The sequence below is a fragment of the Streptomyces sp. NPDC093546 genome (assembly GCF_044765045.1).
Lineage (GTDB): Bacteria > Actinomycetota > Actinomycetes > Streptomycetales > Streptomycetaceae > Streptomyces.
The window spans coordinates 128502-146559 of record NZ_JBIWJG010000009.1; the positions used below are offsets into that span (position 1 = coordinate 128502).

The 18058-nt window shown below is 72.7% G+C and carries 15 protein-coding genes; 10 read left to right on the forward strand and 5 right to left on the reverse strand.

The genetic code is table 11. The features are described 5' to 3' along the window. Positions 1-22: 22 nt before the first annotated feature. From ACIRNI_RS20935 to ACIRNI_RS20955, 5 genes are all read left to right on the forward strand, one after another. Positions 23-655 carry a TetR/AcrR family transcriptional regulator gene (locus ACIRNI_RS20935; RefSeq protein WP_403553059.1) on the forward strand — a complete coding sequence of 211 codons (633 nt, stop codon included), beginning with the start codon at positions 23-25 and terminating at the stop codon, positions 653-655. Positions 656-707: 52 nt separating this feature from the next. After that, positions 708-1850: an acyl-CoA dehydrogenase family protein gene (locus tag ACIRNI_RS20940; protein ID WP_403553061.1), complete on the forward strand. Its 1143-nt coding sequence runs from the start codon at positions 708-710 to the stop codon at positions 1848-1850. Between the two features lie 142 nt (positions 1851-1992). Next, positions 1993-2943: an ROK family protein gene (locus ACIRNI_RS20945; RefSeq protein ID WP_403553063.1), complete on the forward strand. Its 951-nt coding sequence runs from the start codon at positions 1993-1995 to the stop codon at positions 2941-2943. 39 nt (positions 2944-2982) lie between these two features. After that, positions 2983-4209, forward strand: a complete 1227-nt coding sequence (manA, locus tag ACIRNI_RS20950; RefSeq protein ID WP_403553065.1) for a mannose-6-phosphate isomerase, class I — start codon at positions 2983-2985, stop codon at positions 4207-4209. A gap of 254 nt (positions 4210-4463) precedes the next feature. Next, a complete protein-coding gene (locus ACIRNI_RS20955) occupies positions 4464-6095 on the forward strand; it encodes a cellulase family glycosylhydrolase (RefSeq protein WP_403553067.1) in 1632 nt (543 codons plus the stop codon). A gap of 57 nt (positions 6096-6152) precedes the next feature. Here ACIRNI_RS20955 and ACIRNI_RS20960 read toward each other — a convergent pair whose 3' ends face one another. Next, entirely contained in the window at positions 6153-7181 is a 1029-nt protein-coding gene (locus ACIRNI_RS20960; RefSeq protein WP_403553069.1) for a LacI family DNA-binding transcriptional regulator, read from the reverse strand. Then, on the reverse strand, positions 7178-9580 hold the full coding sequence (locus ACIRNI_RS20965; protein ID WP_403553071.1) for a glycoside hydrolase family 2 protein: 2403 nt from the start codon (positions 9578-9580) through the stop codon (positions 7178-7180). Before ACIRNI_RS20965 ends, ACIRNI_RS20960 begins: the two co-directional genes overlap by 4 nt. 261 nt (positions 9581-9841) lie before the next feature. Here ACIRNI_RS20965 and ACIRNI_RS20970 point away from each other — a divergent pair, with 261 nt between their 5' ends. The 3 genes from ACIRNI_RS20970 (at position 9842) to ACIRNI_RS20980 (ending at position 13152) form a co-directional block, all read left to right on the forward strand. Then, positions 9842-11164, forward strand: coding sequence for an ABC transporter substrate-binding protein (locus ACIRNI_RS20970; protein WP_403553073.1), 1323 nt, complete (start codon positions 9842-9844; stop codon positions 11162-11164). Positions 11165-11263: 99 nt separating this feature from the next. Further along, the gene (locus tag ACIRNI_RS20975) at positions 11264-12268 is read left to right on the forward strand and encodes a carbohydrate ABC transporter permease (RefSeq protein ID WP_403553075.1); all 1005 of its coding nucleotides are present in this window, start codon (positions 11264-11266) and stop codon (positions 12266-12268) included. Continuing rightward, a complete protein-coding gene (locus tag ACIRNI_RS20980; protein ID WP_403553077.1) occupies positions 12265-13152 on the forward strand; it encodes a carbohydrate ABC transporter permease in 888 nt (295 codons plus the stop codon). Before ACIRNI_RS20975 ends, ACIRNI_RS20980 begins: the two co-directional genes overlap by 4 nt. Positions 13153-13201: 49 nt before the next feature. Here the strand turns inward: ACIRNI_RS20980 and ACIRNI_RS20985 are convergent, their stop codons facing one another. Then, complete coding sequence (locus ACIRNI_RS20985) at positions 13202-14230, reverse strand: LacI family DNA-binding transcriptional regulator (protein ID WP_403553079.1); 1029 nt, start codon at positions 14228-14230, stop codon at positions 13202-13204. A gap of 202 nt (positions 14231-14432) precedes the next feature. Between ACIRNI_RS20985 and ACIRNI_RS20990 the strand changes: the two genes are divergently transcribed. Next, entirely contained in the window at positions 14433-14723 is a 291-nt protein-coding gene (locus ACIRNI_RS20990; RefSeq protein WP_403553081.1) for a hypothetical protein, read from the forward strand. 112 nt (positions 14724-14835) lie between these two features. Beyond that, on the forward strand, positions 14836-15246 hold the full coding sequence (locus ACIRNI_RS20995) for a VOC family protein (protein WP_403553083.1): 411 nt from the start codon (positions 14836-14838) through the stop codon (positions 15244-15246). Between the two features lie 33 nt (positions 15247-15279). Here ACIRNI_RS20995 and ACIRNI_RS21000 read toward each other — a convergent pair whose 3' ends face one another. Continuing rightward, entirely contained in the window at positions 15280-16590 is a 1311-nt protein-coding gene (locus tag ACIRNI_RS21000; RefSeq protein ID WP_403553085.1) for a VWA-like domain-containing protein, read from the reverse strand. Positions 16591-16712: 122 nt separating this feature from the next. Next, positions 16713-17990 (reverse strand): AAA family ATPase, encoded by a 1278-nt coding sequence (locus tag ACIRNI_RS21005; RefSeq protein ID WP_403553087.1) that lies wholly within the window; start codon positions 17988-17990, stop codon positions 16713-16715. Positions 17991-18058 lie beyond the last annotated feature (68 nt).

Below are 18058 nucleotides of genomic sequence, written 5' to 3' on the forward strand. Positions count from 1 at the left end.
GAACGACGAGAGGAACGACGGCATGGGCGGTCAGCGCCAGGCGGCACAGCGACGCAGGATGGAGCCGGACGCCCGGCGCGCCGAGATCCTCGGCGCAGCGCGCAGGCGGTTCGGGGCGCACGGCTACTCCACGGTGTCCACCTCGGACATCGCGGCCGAGGCCGGGGTCGCCCGGGCGCTGATCAACCACTACTTCGGCGGCAAGCGGCAGCTCTACCTCGAAGTGGTCCGCCAGATGATGGTCGTCCCGGCCTCCGTCTCGGAGCGGCTGCCCCCGACCACCCCCGAGGAGCGCCTGTCCATCTGCGTCGACCGCTGGCTCGAAGTCGTGGAGCGCAACCGGGAGATGTGGCTGTCCGCGATCGGCCTGGAAGCCCTCGGCAACGACCCGGAGATCGACCGGATCATGCTGGAGGCCGACGAGATCGCGACCGACCGCGTCCTCGAGGCCGCGATGATGGCCGACGTCACCGAGGGGCGGGAGAAGCTGCGGGCGATGATCCGCGCCCACAGCGGCATGCTCAAGGCCGCCTCGCGGGAATGGCTGGTGCGCGGCACGCTCAGCCGCGGCGACCTGCACGTGATGCTGACGCGCACGGTGCTCCACCTCGTGCACACGGTCTTCCCCGCCGTGCGGGGGGACGACGACCGGTAACGGGCGTCACCGATGACGGGCGTCACCGACGCCTCAAGGAGGAAGGCACCCCATGCCCCGAGCCCTCACCGACGAGCGCCGCGACCTCGTCACGGCGGTACGCGACTTCTGCCGCCGCGAGTGCGGCACCAAGGAACAGCGGGACGAGCTCACCGCCCACGGCCGGGAGCCGCACCACCAGGGGCTCTACGAGAAGATGGCGGACCTCGGCTGGCTGGGCATCTCCCTCCCCGAGGAGTACGGCGGCGGGGGCCAGGGGATGGCGGAGCTGTGCCTGTTCCTGGAGGAGACCTCCTACGGGCTCGCGCCGATCAGCGGCTTCGGGACCACGGTCATCGCCGCGGCGGCGTACGAGAGGTTCGGCACCGAGGAGCAGAAGCGGCTCGTCCTCGAAGGGGTGGTCAAGGGACGGGTCGAAGCCGTCTCGATGTCCGAGCCCGGCGCCGGGTCCGACGTCGGCGCGCTCACCTGCCGCGCGGAGCGCACCCGCGGCGGCTACCTGATCAACGGCCAGAAGACCTGGTGCTCCAACGCGCACCTCGCCGACCACGTCCTGCTCATCGCCCGTACGTCGCGGGAGGACGCGAAGCACCGGGGGCTCACCCAGTTCATGGTGGACACCGGCGCCGAGGGCCTGCGGATCAGCGGCATCGACACGATGGGCGGCCGCGAGGTCAACGACCTGTACTTCACGGACTGCTTCGTACCGGACGCGGCGGTCGTCGGCACGCCCGGCCGGGCCTGGACACAGCTGATGGCCGGGCTGAACCTGGAGCGGATGATCCTCGCCGCACTGATGCTGGGCCTCGCCCGGCGCGCCTTCGACGACACCCTCGCGTACGTACGGCAGCGGGAGCAGTTCGGCCGGCCCGTCGGCTCCTTCCAGGCGCTCAAGCACCGCATCGCGGACATGGCCACCGAACTCGAGTGCGCCCGGCTGCTGCTGGACGACACCGCGGCCGCGATCGACGCCGAGCCCGGCCGGGTCTTCGCCCGCGAGGCCTCCATGGCCAAGCTCAAGTGCACCGAGCTCGCCAAGCACGTGACGCTGGAGGGCATGCAGATGATGGGCGGGTACGGCTACGCCACGGAGTACGGCATGGAAGCCCTGCTGCGCTCGGCCGTCGTGTCCACGGTGTACGGCGGGACGAGCGAGATCCAGCGGGACATCATCGGCAGGTCGTACGGACTGTAGGCACCGCCCCCCCCAGGGGGGCCACCTGCTCCTTTACTGAACGCTGACTTAACTGAACTGGTTTACTGGACAACGTTGTCAACCCGCGTGCACAGTGACGGACACACACCCGCAGCTTCACCGCGACGGAAGGGTCCATGCGATGGTGTACGCAGCACTCGACATCGGCGGTACGAAGATCGCCGGGGCGCTCGTCGACGCCGACGGCCGCCTGGTGGCCCGTTGCCGACGCGCCACCCCGGCCCAGGGGCCGGCGGACGAGCTCATGGCGGCGGTCGACGCCGTGCTGGACGAGCTGGCCGCGCACCGGAGATGGCCCGAGCTGTCCTGTCTGGGCATCGGCAGCGCCGGCCCCGTCGACACCGTCGCCGGTACGGTCAGCCCTGTCAACATCCCGTCCTGGCGCGCGTTCCCGCTCGTGGAGCGGGTGCGCGCACACCCGGGGGTGCCCGCCGGCATCCGGCCCGTGCTGGTCGGCGACGCGGTCGCGATGGCGGCGGCCGAGCACTGGAGAGGTGCCGCCCGAGGGGTGCGCGACGCCCTGTGCATGGTGGTCTCCACCGGCGTGGGCGGCGGACTGATCCTCAACGGCGCCCCGCACACCGGCGGTTCGGGGAACGCGGGCCACATCGGTCACATCACCGTGGACGTGAACGGCCCCCTGTGCCCCTGCGGCGCGCGCGGCTGCGTGGAGCGATTCGCCAGCGGTACGGCCATCGCCGCCCACGCGCTGGACTCCGGCTGGGCGACACCGGCCGGCGTGGCACCGACGGCGGCGGCCGTCGCCGAGGCCGCCCGCGAGGGCGACCCGCGGGCACTCGCCGCCTTCGACCGCGCCGCGCGGGCGCTCGCGGCGGGCATCGCCGCGACGATCAACCTGGTCGAACTCGATCTCGTGGTGATCGGCGGCGGCGTCGCCCAGGCCGGGGAGACGCTCTTCGGCCCGCTCCGCCGCCACCTCGACGCCTACGCCGTCCTCGACTTCGCCCGCGACGTGCCGGTCGTACCCGCCGAACTCGCCCTGGACGCGGGCCTGATCGGTGCGGCGGCCGTCGCCGCGGCAGCCACCGGACTGCCCGCCGCCCGCCCCTGAGCCACCCCCAGCCACGCAACAACAAGGAACGCCGACGTCATGGACCCGCTGGCCAACACCGTCCAGCCCTACGCCTGGGGCTCCACCACCGCACTGCCCCGGCTGATGGGCACACCGCCCACCGGAGAACCCCAGGCCGAGCTGTGGATGGGCGCGCACCCCGCCGCGCCCTCGCGGGTCGACCGCGGCGGTGGCGCGCTGCCGCTCGACCGCGTCATCGCCGCCGACCCCGAGAGGGAGCTGGGCGCGGCCGCCGTGCGCCGGTTCGGGCCGCGGCTGCCCTTCCTGCTGAAACTCCTCGCCGCCGACGCCCCGCTCTCGCTCCAGGTCCACCCCGACGCCGCCCGGGCCGCGGCGGGCTTCGCGGCGGAGAACGCCCGGGGCATCCCCGTGGACGCGCCGCACCGCACCTACCGGGACGGCCACCACAAGCCGGAGATGATCGTTGCCCTCACGCCGTTCGAGGGACTCTGCGGGTTCAGGACGCCCCGCGCGTGCGCCGCTCTGCTGGAACGGTTGGGCGTGCCGGGCCTGGAGCCCCACCTGCGCAGGCTGCGCACCGGCCCGGCGGAGGCCGCCTTGAAGGAGGTGTTCACCGCCTTCCTGTCACCAGGTGCCGACCTGCTCGACGGCGTCACCGAGGCGGTGGCGCGCGAGGTGGACCGCGCGGGACCGCACCGCGCGGACCTCGTGGCCTACCGGGCGGTCGCACGCGCCCACCCCGGGGACCCCGGCCTCCTGCCCGCGCTCATGCTGCGGCACGTGCGACTCGCCCCCGGGGAGGGGCTCTTCCTCGGGGCGGGCGTGCCGCACGCGTACCTCTCGGGTCTCGGCGTGGAGATCATGGCCGGCTCCGACAACGTCCTGCGCTGCGGCCTGACGGGCAAACACGTCGACCGCGACGAGCTGGTGCGCGTGGTCCGCTTCGACGCCCCGCCCCGCCGCGCCCTCGTCCCCCGCCGGGAAGGGGCGGAGCTCGTGTATCCCGCGCCCGTCGACGACTTCCGCCTCTCCCGCATCCCACTCCACCCAGAGACGGCGCCACTGCCGCTCGACCCCGGCGACGCGCAGATCGTCCTGTGCACCCGGGGGGAGGCACACCTCGCGTCCGTCGACGCCTCGTTGAGGATCGGACCGGGCGGTGCCGTCTACGTACCCGCCTGGGAACACGTCACCGTGGCCGGTGACGGCGAGGTCTTCCGCGCCACCGCCGGTGTGACCACCGCCGGCGTGACCGGCGAGGGGCCGAACCGCACCCCTCACTAAACTTAACCGGTTCCGTTGTTTCTCTTGTTTTCGCTTACCGCCCCGCTCTAGCCTCGACCGCGCCCGCTCCTCAGCGGGCCACCGGTCGGCTTCGACGCCCGTACGCGTACCACCCCGACGGCCACCGAGGAGACCGCCGACAGCCGTCGGAGCACGCGTCGAGCCACCGGGCGCACAGCACCCTCCACACCAGGACAGCCGCACGCCGCGCAGTTCACGACCGCGGTGTGCGCGCGACCGAATCGGAGCACCCCATGAGCAGGAAACTGGCCACCGCGGCGGGAGCGCTGCTGGCCGTCGCCGCCACCATGTTCACCGGCCCCCCGGCCGCCCAGGCGGCCGCGGAGCCGGCCGCCGCCGGCTTCCACGTACGGGACGGCAGGCTCCTCGACGCGAACGGCAACGACTTCGTCCTCCGGGGCGTGAACCACGCCCACACCTGGTACACCACCAGAACGACCCAGGCCCTCACCGACATCAAGGCCCTGGGGGCCAACTCGGTGCGCGTCGTGCTCAGTACGGGCGACCGCTGGACGAAGAACGACACCGCCGACGTCGCGAACGTCGTCAGCCAGTGCAAGGCCAACCGGCTCGTCTGCGTCCTCGAACCCCATGACACCACCGGGTACGGCGAACAGAGCGGAGCGGTCTCGCTCTCCAAGGCCGTCGACTACTGGATCGAGGTCCAGAACGCGGTCAAGGGGCAGGAGAAGTACGTCATCCTGAACCTCGGCAACGAGCCGCACGGCAACACCGGTTACGCGGCCTGGACCGCGGACACCACGAACGCCATCACGCGCATGCGGGCCGCCGGGTTCCAGCACACCCTCATGGCGGACGCCCCCAACTGGGGCCAGGACTGGTCCTTCACCATGCGGGACAACGCGCCGGCGGTCTTCGCCGCCGATCCGCAGGGCAACACCGTCTTCTCCATCCACATGTACGGCGTGTACGACACCGCCGCCGAGGTCCAGGACTACCTGGGCCGGTTCGTCTCCCGCCGACTGCCCATCGTGGTCGGCGAGTTCGGCGACGCCCACTCCGACGGCAACCCCGACGAGGACGCCATCATGGCGACCGCCCAGCAGCTGGACCTCGGCTACCTCGGCTGGTCCTGGAGCGGCAACGGCGGCGGCGTCGAGTACCTCGACATGGCCACCGGCTTCGACGCGGGCCGGCTGTCCCCCTGGGGCACGCGCTTCTTCGACGGCCAGAACGGGATCAAGCAGACCTCCCGCGAGGCCAGCGTGTACGGCTCCGGAGGCGGCGGTGACACCCAGGCCCCGACGGCCCCCGGCAGGCCCACCGCCTCGGACGTGACCGCCACCGGAGCACGGCTGGCCTGGCCCGCGGCCACGGACGACACCGGCGTCACCGCCTACGACGTCGTACGCGTCGACGGCGCCCGGGAAACGCCCGTCACCACCACCGCCACCACCGGCGCCACGCTCACCGGCCTGACCCCGGCCACCGCCCACACCTTCGCCGTCTACGCCCGCGACGCCGCCGGCAACCGTTCCCCGCGCTCCGCCACCGTCGTCGTCACCACCGCCGACGGTCCCGCCGCCGGCACCTGCGCCGTCTCCTACCGCCTGAGCGACTGGGGCAGCGGCTTCAACGCCGACGTCACCATCCGCAACACCGGTACCCGGGAGATCAAGGGCTGGCAGCTCGACTTCGCCTTCCCCGGCGGCCAGACGCTCAACTCCGCCTGGAACGCCAAGGCCGTCCAGCAGGGCGCCCAGGTCCGCGCCACCCCCGAGCAGTGGACCGCCACCATCCCGGCCGGCGGATCGGTGAGCTTCGGCATCAACGGCTCCTCCACCGGAGGCAACGGCGTCCCCGCCGCCTTCACCCTCAACGGCGCCGCCTGCGCCAAGAGCTGACCCGGACCGCGCGTACGTCGGGGCCGGGCCCGGAAACCCGGCCCCGGCCGCGTACCGCTAACGCCGCGGCGGCCCGGTGGACCCGCGGGGCGTCAGCGACGGTGTCGGGACCTGGAGCGACGCGCCACCCGAGCCGTCGATCACCCCGAACAGGCCGCGGGCGACCACCGCACCGAAGTGGTGCACGTCGTGGCTCATCGCCGACAGCGGCGGATGCGTCAGCCGGCACAGCTGCGAGTCGTCCCACGCGAGCAGCGACACGTCGTCCGGCACGGTCAGCCCCATCTCCGAGGCCACCGCCGCGCCCGCGACGGCCATGATGTCGTTGTCGTACACGATCGCCGTCGGCCGCTCCGGCGCCAGCAGCAGACCGCGGGTCGCCCGGGCGCCGTCCTCGCCCGCGAAGCCGGTGGCCACCTGGCGGCGGCCGTCCAGGCCGAGTCCGGCCATCGCCGCCTCGAAGGCCGCCGCCCGGATGCCGCTGTGCCCGAGACCGGCGGGGCCGCCCACCCGGGCGATGCGCCGGTGGCCGAGCGCCGCCAGGTACCGCACCGCCTCCGACACGGCCGTCGCGTCGTCCGTCCACACGGAAGGAAAGCCGCCGGTCAGCGACGGGTGCCCCACCGCGACCGCGGGGAGGCCAATGGCGCGGAGCGCCGGGACCCGGGGGTCGTTCTCGTGGAAGTCGACCAGGATGGCGCCGCCGATCATCTTGCCGCGCCACCACCCCTCGTACAGCGTGATCTCCTCGCGCAGATCGCGCACCAGGCGGAGCAGGAGCGAACACGAGCGCTCCGCCAGCACGCTCTCGATGCCGGAGATGAACTCCATGTAGAAGGGCTCCAGGCCGAGGAGCCTCGCCGGGCGGCAGATCGCCAGGCCGACGATGTCGACCCGCCGGCTGGAGAGGCTGCGCGCCGTCTGGTGCGGGAACCAACCCAGCTCGCGAGCGGCCTCGAAGATCCGCTGCCGGGTGGCCTGGGAGACCCCCGGCCGGTTGTTGAACGCCATCGAGACGGCGCCCTTCGACACGCCGGCGCGCGCGGCGACGTCGTTGATGGTGACGCGCGGGGAGGCCGGGTTCACGCCGGGTCCACGCTGAACAGCGCGGCGCGGACCGCCGCCGCCTCCACGCCCGCGTCGCACCCCGTCACCCGGATCCGGGCCTCCTCACCCCGGAGCAGAGTCAGCAGACCGCTGTCCGCGACCGCTCCGGGCCCGAGCCGGTCCGCCTGCAGCAGCAGGTCCCTGAGCAGGGTGTGCGCCGTGACCACGACATCGACGGCGCCGCTCTGCCCGGGCACCGGCTCCGTACGCACGTCGTACCGCGCCCGGGGGTACGCGAACTCCTTGTCCGGTACGGGGAAGTGGAGCGCGCGCAGCCCGTCCGCGTCGGCGACCAGGAACTCCTTCGACGAGCCCGGGGCCGGAGAGAGCTTCTCCGGAAGCACCGTCCGCACCACCGACCGCGCTTCGGCCGCCACCTCGATGACGGCTTCCCGGACCACCCGGCCGTCCGCTTCGAGCAGCCGCAGGGTCACGGCCGTACGCCAGGGGGCGGCGGACTGGTTGTCGACGGCGAGCACCGGTCCCTCGTCGCCCGGGAGCAGGGTCAGCAGGCGGTCGGCGTACACCCGGCGCAGCGCGTGGAAGAGCGGCTTGGGGCGGCCGTCGCCGTCGACGGCCGCCCACGAGCTCACCGGCCAGCAGTCGTTGAGCTGCCAGACGACCGTGCCCGCGCACACCGGCCAATGCGCCCGCCAGTGCTCGATGCCGGAGGCGACCGCCCGGGCCTGGACGACCTGGGCCAGGTAGTGCCAGCGGTCGAAGTCGCCCTCGGGGAGCGCGAAGTGGCGGGCGATACCGCGGTTCAGCTTGCCGTTGCCGTCCTCGGCCTTCTGGTGGTGCAGCATGCCGGGGGAGTCCGGGGCGAGCTCCTCACCGGGCAGGGCGCGCCGCAGCGTCGCCAGGGCGGGCGGCGCCTGCCAGCCGAACTCCGCCACGAAGCGCGGCACGCTCGCCCGGTACGCGGCGTAGTCCTCGCGGTTCCACACCTCCCAGGAGTGGTGCGTGCCGTGCCGCGGGTCGTTCGGGTGGTGGTCCCAGGAGCCCGACCAGGGGCTGCCGGCCGTGTAGGGGCGGGTCGGGTCGAGCTCCGCGACGATCCGGGGGAGCAGCCCCAGGTAGTAGCCCTCGCCCCAGGAGTCACCCGCGAGAGAGGGCTCCCAGCCCCAGTCGCGAAAGCCCCACAGGTTCTCGTTGTTGCCGTTCCACAGCACCAGGCTCGGGTGGGGCATCAGGCGGACAACGTTGTCGCGCGCCTCGGCCTCGACCTCGCCGCGCAGCGGCTGCTCCTCGGGATAGGCGGCGCAGGCGAAGAGGAAGTCCTGCCAGACCATCAGGCCGAGCTCGTCGCAGGCGTCGTAGAAGGCGTCGTCCTCGTAGATGCCGCCGCCCCACACGCGGACGAGGTCGACGTTCGCCTCCGCCGCCTGGGCCAGCCGCGCCCGGTACCGCTCGGGGGTGACGCGGGACGGCAGGACGTCGTCGGGGATCCAGTTGACGCCGCGCGCGAAGATGCGTACGCCGTTGACGACGAAGGTGAAGCCGGTGCCGTGCGCGTCGGCCGACCGGTCGATCCCGACGGCGCGGAATCCGATCCGCCGCCGCCAGGCGTCCAGCGCCGACCCGTCGTCGAGGAGCGTCACCTCCAGGTCGTACAGGGGCTGTTCGCCGTAGCCGCGCGGCCACCACAGCCGGGGCTCCGCGACCTCCAGGCGCAGCACGGCCTCCTCGCCCGTGAAGGTGACCTCGGCCTCGCGGCCCTCGACGGTGGCGCGGGCGGTCAGCGGACGCCCGGCGCCGCGCTCCGTGCGCTCCACCCGGAGCCGTACCTCCACCCGGCCCGTCCCGCCGTCGACCGTGACCAGGGGGCGGACGCGGTCGATCCGCGCCGTGGACCAGTGCTCCAGCCGCACCGGGCGCCACATGCCCGCCGTCACCACGGTCGGGCCCCAGTCCCATCCGAAGGAGCAGGCCATCTTGCGGATGTACTGGAACGGCTCCGGGTAGACGTTCGGCCGCTCACCGGTCCGCGCGCGGACGGCCGCGGCCTCGTCGTACGCGGAGGCGAAACGAACCTCCAGGGAGCCCGTGCGCCCCGTGACGTCGAAGCGGTAGCCGCGGTGCATGTTGCGCGTCGTCCCCAGGACTTCGCCGGCGAGGGCGATCGTGGCCGCCGTGTCCAGGCCGTCGAAGACCAGGTCCGTGCGCTCGTGCGCGCTGCCGTGGCGGAGCTCGGTGACGTACGACCAGGCCTGCCTGTCGACCCACGCGGTCTCGGTCTCGTTCTGCCCGACGAACGGGTCGGGGATGACCCCGGCGGCCAGCAGGTCGGTGTGAACGCAGCCGGGAACGCGGGCCGGGAGCAGCGCCCCGTCGTGGCGCAGGCTCCAGCCGTCGGTCAGTGGGGTGACGTCCTTCATGGTGTGCGGCTCCAATCGCCTGACGAGGCGGGGTGCGTGTGCGACGCGGGACAACCTAACCGGATCAACTCTCCGTGTCCATGAACCGGTAAAGCTGGACGGTGAAGGGCAACTGTGCGGCTCAGACGCGGTGGTCTTGGGATATCGGTAACGATTGCGCATCACGGCGGACGCTTTTGCTTTACCGGTTCACCTCACGGCTGACATAGTGCCGACATCCCACCCGTAGACCTGAGCCGTAACCCTGAAGGAGTTGGGCACATGGGGAAGTCGAAGAGGCTCGCGGGCGCGCTTCTCGCCGCCGCGATGCTGACCGTGACCGGATGCGGCGGCGGAGGCGGTGGCGCCTCCGGCGAGACGGCGGCCGCCCCTGCCGACCCGGGCGCGGTCTCGGGCGAGATCAAGGTGCTGACGCACCGCACGGACCTGGTCCAGAGCGGGGCGATGGACCGGTACGCCGCCGAGTTCAACAAGACCTACCCCAAGGTGAAGGTGACCTTCGAGGGCATCACCGACTACGAGGGGGAGGTCAAGATACGGATGAACACCAAGGCGTACGGCGACGTCCTGATGATCCCCGCGGCGGTCGCCAAGAACGACTACCCGAAGTTCTTCGCCCCGCTCGGGACCGCGGCGGAGCTGTCGCGTACGTACCGCTTCAGCGACAAGACCGAGGTGGGCGGCAAGGTCTACGGCATCGCGCAGTTCGGCACGGCCAACGGCTTCGTCTACAACAAGGCGCTGTGGAAGCGGGCCGGCGTCACGCGGTGGCCGAGGACGCCGCGGGAGTTCACGGCCGCGCTGGAGGCGGTCAAGGTGAAGACCGGTGCGGTCCCGTACTACACCAACTTCAAGGACGGCTGGCCCCTCGTCCAGTGGACCGCCAACGTCGGCTCGGTCGGCTGTGACGCGAAGGCCACCGACGGGCTGGCGGGCGCGGTCTCGCCCTGGAGGGAGGGCGGCGACCTCCGGGCCATCGACACGCTGCTCCACGACATCGTGCGGCAGGGGTTGTCGGAGAAGGACCCGACGACCACCAACTGGGAGGCGTCCAAGGGGCTTCTCGGCAAGGGGAAGATCGGCGCCATGATGCTCGGGTCCTGGGCCGTCACCCAGATGCGGGCGGCGGCGCAGGACGCAGGCGGTTCCCCGGACGACATCGGTTTCATGCCCTTCCCCGCGCAGCGGGACGGCAGGTTCTGCGCCACGCTGGTCTCCGACTACCAGCAGGCCGTCAGCATCCACTCCGCGCACAAGTCGGCGTCCCGCGCCTGGATCGACTGGTTCACGGCCAAGTCCGGCTACTCCGCCAAGGAGGGGGCGGTGCCGGCGCTGAAGGCGGCGCCCATGCCGGCCACGCTCAAGGAGTTTGTTGACAACGATGTCACCTTCGTGGAGCGGTCCGAGGCACGGACGGGCGAGGTGAACGCCATCGACAACGCGGCCGAGGTGGGCCTCAACAAGCCCGACTACCGCCAGAAGCTGATCGACCTCGCGCGCGGAGCCCAGAAGGGCAGCCTCCAGGACTACTTCGCCGAGCTCGACAAGCGGTGGAACGAGGCGGCGAAGTCCGCCGGCTCCTGACCTCGCCCCCAACGTCCGGCGCCCCGCGACCAGGAGGGCCCGGGGTGCGACGACCCGGGCCCCCTGTCCCTCTCCCACCCGCGGATACGAAAGGCCGACATGACCGAGACGACCGACACCGCACCCCGGGCCGCTTTCGCGGGCTCGCGGCGTTCGCCGGGGAAAGCCCGCCGGACGACCGGGCGCGGGGCGGCCCGGCACCCGGGCGGCCGGGAGCCGCAGGGGCGCTCGTGGCGCCGCTCGCCGCTCCGGCGGAGCACGCCGTGGCTGTTCCTGGCGGCGCCACTCGCCCTGCTGATCACGTTCACCTACGTCCCGGTGGCGAACATGGTCTTCTACAGCTTCACCGACTGGGACGGCGTCAGCCCCGACCGGAACCTCACGGGCGTCGACAACTACGTACAGATCTTCAGCCGCCCCGAGCTCTTCCGGGTCTTCTTCGTCAGCGGCTACTACCTGGCCGCGTCCGTCCTCCAGATCGCCGTCGCGCTCTACTTCGCGACCGTCCTCAGCTTCGACCTCCGCTTCCGGAACTTCTTCAAGGGGATCCTCTTCTTCCCCTACCTCGTCAACGGCGTCGCGATCGGCTTCGTCTTCCTGTACTTCTTCCAGGACGGCGGCACGCTCGACTCCGTCCTGTCCTGGCTCGGCGTACGGACGGACCACGCCTGGCTCGGCGACCCGACCTCGGCCAACGTCTCGCTCGCGGGTGTCTCCGTATGGCGTTTCACCGGGCTGAACTTCGTCCTCTTCCTCGGCGCGATCCAGTCCATCCCCGGCGAGCTCTACGAAGCCGCCCAGCTCGACGGCGCCGGGAAGTGGCACCAGTTCCGGCACATCATCGCCCCGAGCATCAAACCGGTGCTCGGTCTCAGCGCCATCCTCGCGATCTCCGGCTCGCTGTCGGTGTTCGAGATCCCCTACATCATGACCGGCGGCGCGACCGGCACGTCGACCTTCGTGATCCAGACGGTCAAGCTCGCCTTCCAGTTCAACAAGACCGGCCTGGCCTCGGCCGCCGCCGTGGTGCTGCTCGCGATCATCCTCCTGATCACCTGGATCCAGCGCCGCCTCGTGCCCGACGACAAGGTGGACCTCGTATGACCACGAACCCGACCGCCGCCCCGACCGCCTTGACCGCTCCGACTGCCCCGACCGCCGGCCGCCGTCTCCCTCTCGGTACCGTCCTGACCTATCTGTCGCTGCTCACCGCCACGCTGGTGGTCCTGCTGCCCCTGGCCGTCGTCTTCCTCACCTCCCTCAAGACGCCCGAGGAGGTCTCCGGCGGGAACGCCCTCTCGCTCCCCGGCAACTGGCTGAACGTCGACAACTACGCCACGGCGTTCACCGACGGCCACATGCTCGCCGCCTTCGGCAACACCGCGTTCATCCTGTTCTTCTCGATCGGCGGCACGGTGATCGTCGGCTCGATGACGGCGTACGCCATCGACCGGTTCGAGTTCCGCGCCAAGAAGCTCGTGATGGGGCTGTTCCTGGTGGCGACGCTCGTGCCGGGCGTGACGACACAGGTCGCCACCTTCCAGGTGATCAACAGCTTCGAGCTCGTGGACACGCGCTGGGCGCCCATCCTGCTCTACATGGGGACGGACATCGTCTCCGTCTACATCTTCCTGCAGTTCATCCGCTCCATCCCCGTGTCGCTGGACGAGGCGGCCCGGCTCGACGGAGCCAACGCCTTCACCATCTACCGGAAGATCATCTTTCCCCTGCTCAAGCCGGCGATCGCGACCGTGGTGATCATCAAGGGGATCACCACCTACAACGACTTCTACATCCCCTTCCTCTACCTCCACTCGGAGGACCTCGGCACCATCTCCACCGCCCTCTTCCGCTTCAAGGGCCCCTTCGGAGCGCACTGGGAGGCCATCTCGGCGGGCGCGATCCTGGTGATCGTCCCCACCCTGATCGTCTTCCTGCTGCTCCAGCGCTGGATCTACAACGGATTCGCGCAAGGCGCCACGAAATAGCACGAAATAGACCGTCTAGACCGTCATGGACGGTCATGGGCCGTCACCGTCAGGCGGCACCGGTACGCGCAGGAGGGGAGGTGCTGCCCCTCGGCACGAGCCGGGCGTGGGCCTCCCGCACATCGGTGACGGACTCACCGGCGATGAGGGAGAGCAGCGCCTCGGCGGCATGGGCCCCGTAGGCCGGGATGTCCCGGGACACGGCGGACAGCGCGGGGCGGACGACCTGCGTGAGGGGCGACTCGTCCCAGGCCACGATGGACAGGTCGCCCGGGATGTCGAGGCGCAGCTCCTGGGCCACCGACAGGGCCGCCACCGCCATGATGTCGTTGTCGAAGACCATCGCGGTGGGGCGGTCCGGCCCGATCAGCAGGCGCCGTGCCGCGCGCGCCCCTTCGTCGCCCGTGTAGTCGGTGTGGACGATCGCGGGGCCCGGCAGGCCCGCCTCCCGGCAGACGTCCAGCATCACCGCGTCGCGCGCGGCCGTGTGGGCCAGCGCGGCGGGGCCCGCCACCCGGGCGACCCGCCGGTGGCCGAGCGCGGCGAGGTAGCGCACGATCTCGCGCATGCTCTCGCCGTCGTCGGACCACACCGACGGGAGGGACATCGAGGTCTCCGGAGGGCCGACGACGACGGCGGGCAGACCCATCTCCTCGACCGCCCGCACGCGCGGGTCCGCGGAGTGCAGGTCCACCAGGAAGACGCCGTCCACCCGACCCTCGCCCCACCACCGCCGGTGGACCGCGCTCTCCTGCTCGTGGGAATCGACCATCTGCAGCATCAGCGCGTACGACCGCGCGGACAGGACGCTCTCGATGCCGCTGACGAACTCCATGAAGAAGGGCTCGACACCCAGCGTGCGCGCCGGCCGCCGCACGACCAGCCCGACCGACTGGGCCCGCGCCCCGCCGAGCACCCTGGCGGCGCTGTTGGGACGCCAGCCGAGCTCCTCCGCGATGGCCTTGACGGCCGCCCGGGTGGCGTCGGACACGCCGGGCCGGTCATTGAGGGCGTACGAGACGGCGACCTTGGAGACGCCGGCGCGACGCGCGATGTCCGCCATCGTCGGCCGCTTCACTCGCCACGCCTCCCACCCGAGCCTGATCAGGTCCTTCGTACCCGCCGGTGACTTTACCGGCCGGGGACGGGCCGGTGTCCCGCAGGCGCCGGACCGGGCGCCCGGGTGTACGGCGGCGCGGTGGTCAAGGAGGCGAGGCCGCACCGCACCCCTATGGCGTAGCGGGCCGCATCCTCCGCCGGGGCACGGCGTTGGTCCGGTCGTGACCAAGACCCAACGCGTATTCGCCTCCCTCGCCCTCGCCGCCGCAACCTCCGCGCTGACCGCCCCCACGGCGGACGCGGCCGCCCTTCCCATCGGGCCGCAGGGGCCGTCCCTCCTCAGCCAGGTCGATGAACTGCTGGTGAGCTCCGTGCCCCCGGAGCGCCGCTCCGAGGTGCCGAGGCTGAGCCGGCAGCTCGGCGGGCTCGGCGGGGTGCATCGCCTCGGCGAGCTTCGGCAGCTCGTCGCGCCGGTGGCACCCGTGCTCGGGCTGGTGCCCGGCGTCAGCTGACAGGGCACCTCGCTACTGTGGGCGGACGGTCACCCGTAACACCGGGAGACCGTCCGTCCGTCGTACGAGCGGTCCCGGCCGTGCGGCCCGGACCACTGGAGGGGGTGGCCCTGTGAGGGTCAAGGATTTCGACCACGTGGTGCTCAATGTGGAGGACGTCGAGCGGTCCCTGGAGTTCTACTGCGGACCCCTCGGCCTGGAGCCGGTACGGGTCGAGGAGTGGCGGGCCGGCAAGGTGCCGTTCCCGTCCGTACGGGTCAGCCCGACGATGATCATCGACTTGTTGCAGCGCCCCCGCGGCGAGTCCAACGTGGACCACATCTGCCTGGTGGTGGACCCCGTGGACTGGCAGGAGGTCATCGACTCCGGCCGGTTCGACGTCCTGGAGGGCCCGGTCAGCCGCTTCGGCGCCCGGGGCACCGCCCAGTCCGTCTACGTCAGGGACCCCGACGGCAACACCGTCGAACTGCGCTGGTATCCGCAGGACGCCGACTCGGACGCCGACCGGGCCGCGCAGGGCTGAGCCAACGGGAGAGCGCCGCGCCACCGGGCTCGCTCAGCCGATGGTGACGACACGCGCCCACGGCGGCGGGGTGTCCGGGACGTAGTCGGGGTTCCTCTCACTCGTGGCCCGGGCGGGGCGGGGGAAGAGACCGACGACGGTGCGGCAGGGCGGGGGCGCGGAGGGCCACGGAGTCTGACCGTCCGTCAGGGCGACGATGACGTCCGGGCGCGGCCCGGAGCGGAGCGCCCGGGCGAAACCGGAGCGCAGGTCCGTCCCTCCGCCGCCGATCAGTTCCATGCTCTCGGCGCGGCAGAGCGGGACGGCGACCCGGGCCGCCGCGTCGCAGGAGATCACCGAGACCAGGTCGCGCCGCCCGCCCACCGCCCGCGAGATCGCCGCCACCTCCAGCAGCGCGCTGCCGAGCTCGGCGTCGCTGACCGACCCGGAGGCGTCGATCACGACGCAGACCCGGGGCGGCGTACGGCGCAGGCTCGGCAGCAGCACCCCGGGAACGCCGGCCGAGCGCCGGGACGGGCGCCGGTAGCTGTGGTTCTCGCCCACCCCCGGCGCCCCGACCGCCGAGCGCACCGCCGCACCCAGCAACTTCCGCCACGGCTGCGGAGGATGGAACGCCTCCTCCGCCCACCGGCGCCACCCCTCCGGCGCGCTGCCCGGCTTGCCCTTGATGCCCTCCGCGACCCGGAAGCGGACCGCGTCCCGCTGCTGCCTGCTCAGGCCGTGTGCCCCGTCGGCCCCCAACTCCCAGGGCCGCTCCTGCCCGTCGGCCCCGCTGCCGCAGTCCAGCCAGGCGAGCTCCGCGGCGAGCCCGGACATCGACGCCGTCCGCAGGTACTCCTCCATCAGCAGGCCCTCGGGCAGCCGCAGCATCTTCGGCAGCACCACGCCGGTCGGCATGGGCAGGCCGTCACCGTAGATGTCGTCGTTGATCTCGAAGTCCGCGGCGATGTTGCGCCGCAGCCGCTCGCCCGCGCCGTACGCCTCGTGCTCCCGCGCGTACCGCTCGCCCCGCCCGTGGTGGTCCCGGAGCAGATGGGAGACCTCGTGCACCCAGACACCCGCCAGCTCCTCCACCGGGGTGCGGGCCACGAAGGCGGGGGAGGCGTAGCAGCGCCAGTGCGCGTCCACCGCCATCGTCGGCACCGACCGGTCCTCCACCACGTGCAGCGCGAAGAGCGCGTCGGCGAGATAGGGGCGGACCTTCACCGCGTGGAGCCGGGCGGTGAGCAACTTCTCCCAGTCCAGCGGCAGTACGGGTACGGGCCCGTCGGCCGACCCGCCCGAGCCCGGCGGCGGCTCCGGCGGCGTGGGCCGCACCGGGCGCGGCGGCGCGGGCCGGGACATCGGGCGAGGCAGCGGGCGCGGGACCTGCAGCGGTCTCGCGTGCGGACCGGGGCGGGGGCCCGAGGCCGGGCGCGGGGCCGGGTGTGGCGCGTGCAGCGGGTCCGGGCGCTGAGCGGGCTCCGTCATCGGCGCGCCCCTGCCGCGGTTCCGGCGCCGGTCGCCGCCGTGGCGCGTCCCACCGACCGGTCCGCCCGCTGGGCGAGACCGATCACGCTGGTCAGCCGCTCCACGGCGTCCGGCACCTCCCAGTCGTTGCGCCGCAGCGCCGCCAGCGTCGTCGCCGGGGCGACCAGCAGGTCCGGGGCGCCCGTCTCCAGCGCCCGGACGAGCACCGCCCACCCCGCCTCCCACCGCTCCCGCTCCGGCCGCGCCCCGACGGCGGCCACCACCGCCTCCAGCGTCGCCTGGCGCAGGTCGCCCCGCTCCGGCAGCTCGGCGGCGGCGGGATCGGCCAGCAGCGCCTCCGGGTCCGGCAGGTCCATCCGGTCGAGATGGGCGAGGAGTTCCAGCCCCGGCCCGTCACCCACGGCGCCGCGCACCAGCAGAGCCAGCACCTCCCGGGAGACGGAGGCCGCCGTACCGAAGGCGAGCAGGGTCAGCGCCGCCTCCCAGCTCCGGGGCGAGGGCCAGGCGCCGCCGCGCCGCGTCTCGGTGCTCGGCAGCCGGTGGATCAGCGTCGGCCGGGCCTTCAGGAAGCCGCAGACCGCGCGCCGGGCGAAGGTCACCGCTTCCGGCAGGAGCTCCGGCACCAGCCGGGGCAGTTCCGCCCGGGGCCAGACGCCGCCGAGCCCGCGCACCACCACCTCCCGGTCGTGCACCCAGTACAGGTGCACGAACCGGTTGGCCAGCGGCGGGCTCAGCTCCCAGCCGTCCGCGGCCGACGCGCGCGGATTGGCGGCGGCCACGATCCGTACCCCCGGAGGCAGTCGCAGCTCACCGACCCTCCGCTCCAGGACGACCCGGAGCAGCGCGGCCTGGACGGCCGGGGTGGCGGTGGACAGCTCGTCGAGGAAGAGCAGCCCCCGGCCCGCCCGTACGAGCTCCACCGCCCACTGCGGCGGCGCCATCGGCACGCCCCGCACCGCCGGGTCGTCGCCCACGATGGGCAGCCCGGAGAAGTCGGACGGTTCGTGGACGCTGGCGATCACCGTCGTGAGCGGCAGGTCGAGCGTGGCGGCGAGCTGCGTCAGGGCCGCGGTCTTGCCGATGCCCGGCTCGCCCCAGAGCAGGACGGGCAGGTCGGCCGCGACGGCCAGGGTGAGCGCTTCGAGCTGCTCGTCGGGGCGCGGCTCGGTGGTGGTGGTCCGCAGGAGGGTGAGGAGGTCGTCGGCGACGGCGAGCTGGGCGTCGGTCGCGGAGCTGCCGGCGGCCGCGGCGGGCAGGAGCGTGCTGGAGGTCATGGGCATCACCTGGGGTGGGAGAAGGGAGCGGGACGGACCGTCCCGGAGGTCGAGTTCAAGACGTGCGG